The organism is Oscillibacter sp. CU971 (genome assembly GCF_905219725.1).
In the GTDB taxonomy this organism is placed as follows: Bacteria; Bacillota; Clostridia; order Oscillospirales; family Oscillospiraceae; genus Oscillibacter.
This window is the reverse complement of record NZ_CAJMXG010000408.1, coordinates 1-1941: the sequence shown is the minus strand read 5'-3', so window position 1 is coordinate 1941 and position 1941 is coordinate 1. Positions and strand designations below refer to the sequence as shown.

Annotated in this window: 2 protein-coding genes; both read right to left on the bottom strand. The window is 61.0% G+C overall.

Translation table 11 applies throughout. From position 1 onward, the window contains the following. A partial coding sequence (locus JX325_RS15955) for an amino acid--tRNA ligase-related protein (protein ID WP_243414138.1) occupies positions 1-542 on the bottom strand: 542 nt, incomplete at its 3' end. 90 nt (positions 543-632) lie between these two features. Continuing rightward, the coding region (hisS, locus tag JX325_RS15950; RefSeq protein ID WP_204792035.1) for a histidine--tRNA ligase at positions 633-1941 on the bottom strand (1309 nt) is incomplete at its 5' end.

Below are 1941 nucleotides of genomic sequence, written 5' to 3'. Positions count from 1 at the left end.
AGGTAGTCCCGGGCCTCCTCGGGGGAGGAGGCGGTCAAAATCGGCGTGGTGATTTCCAAAAAGCCGTGGTCCGTCATGGCCTGGCGGATGGCGGAGACCACCTGGCAGCGAAGGACGATGTTGCTTTTTACTTCCGGGTTCCGCAGGTCCAGATAGCGGTACTTGAGGCGCTGGGCCTCGTCGGCCTCCCGGCTGCGGTTCACCTGGAAGGGCAGCTCGTTGTGGCGGCAGCGGCCCAGGACCTCCATTTTTGTGGGAACGACTTCGATATCGCCGGTGGGCAGCTTGGGGTTTTTGCTGGCCCGCTCCCGGACGGTCCCCTCCACGGAGATGGTGGATTCCTTGTTGACGGNCTTGAACTGGGCCACCATCTCCGGGGTCTCGGCCACGATTTGAGTGGTGCCGTAAAAGTCCCGGAGGACGATGAAGGCCAGCTCGGCGCCGACCTCCCGGATGTTTTCCATCCAGCCGGAGAGTTTGACCTGCTTACCGGCGTCGGTCAGACGAAGTTCTCCACAGGTGTGGGTTCGATTTTGTACCATGACGGTTCCTCTTTTCTATTACAAAATGGAATAACTATATAGTAAGCTGCGGATTGCACTCAACCGCCCGAAGGGCGGGAATCAGCCCCGTCATCCCCGGATGACAAACCCCTGATTCCGGGCGTCCAGCCCCGCCTTGATGCGGTAGATCGTCGCCTTGGGGTCCAGCTTCGTCTGCTCCCCGGTGGCCATATCCTTGCAGGCCGCCACGCCGGATTGAATCTCATCCTCGCCCAGGAAAATCACATAGGGAATCCCCAGCTTGTCCGCGTAGGAAATCNTCTGCTTGAATTTCTTCGCCTCACAGTGGAGCTGGGCCCGGATGCCGCTTGCCCGAAGCTCCGTGGCAAAGGCAATGGCGGCGGACAAATCCTCCGTCATGGNCAGAATCAGCACATNCGCCGGAGCGGTGGGAAGCTCCGGATTCAGCATCCCCTGTTCCCCCAGGACGTAAAAGAGGCGGGTCAATCCAATGGAAATTCCCACTCCAGGAAGTTGTTTATCTGTGTAATATTCCGCTAAGTTATCATACCGCCCGCCGGAACAGACGGACCCAATCTCCGGATGGTCCAAAAGCACCGTCTCATACACCGTCCCGGTGTAGTAGTCCAGCCCCCGGGCAATGGTCAAATCCACGGCGAAGTTCTCCGCCGGAACGCCGAAGGCCCCCAGGTGCTTCACCACGGTCCTCAGCTCCTCCAGACCCTGGTCAAAGACCTCGTTCCGGCCCCGGCGGGCCTCCAGGGCGGAGAGGATTTCCTCTGTGCCTCCGGTGATGGCGATGAAGTCCAGGATTTCTCGGGCGCTCTCCGGGCGGACGCCCAGGTCGCTGGTGAGAATCTCCCGGACCTTCTCCGGGCCGATCTTCTCCAGCTTGTCCACCGTCNGCATGATGTCCACGGCCTTGTCCGAGAGGTCCAGGGAGGCGTNAAAGCCGTTCAGAATCTTCCGGTTGTTCACCCGGATGCGGAAGCGCTTGAGCCCCAGGGCGGAGAAGGTCTTGTAGATGATGGCGGGAATCTCCGCCTCGTTGAGGATGGACAGCTTCCCGTCCCCAATCACGTCGATGTCCGCCTGGTAGAACTCCCGGAAGCGGCCCCGCTGGGCCCGCTCACCCCGGTAGACCTTGCCGATTTGGAAGCGGCGGAAGGGGAAGGTCAGNTCGTTGTAGTGCAGGGCCACGTATTTCGCCAGGGGGACTGTCAGGTCGAAGCGGAGGGAGAGGTCCGCGTCCCCCTTCTGGAAGCGGTAAATCTGCTTCTCCGTCTCGCCGCCGCCCTTGGCAAGCAGCACCTCGCTGGACTCGATGACCGGGGTGTCCAGGGGGGTGAAGCCATAGAGACTGTATGTCTCCCGGAGGATTTCCATGATGCGCTCCATCTGCCGCTGGGGGGCGAGG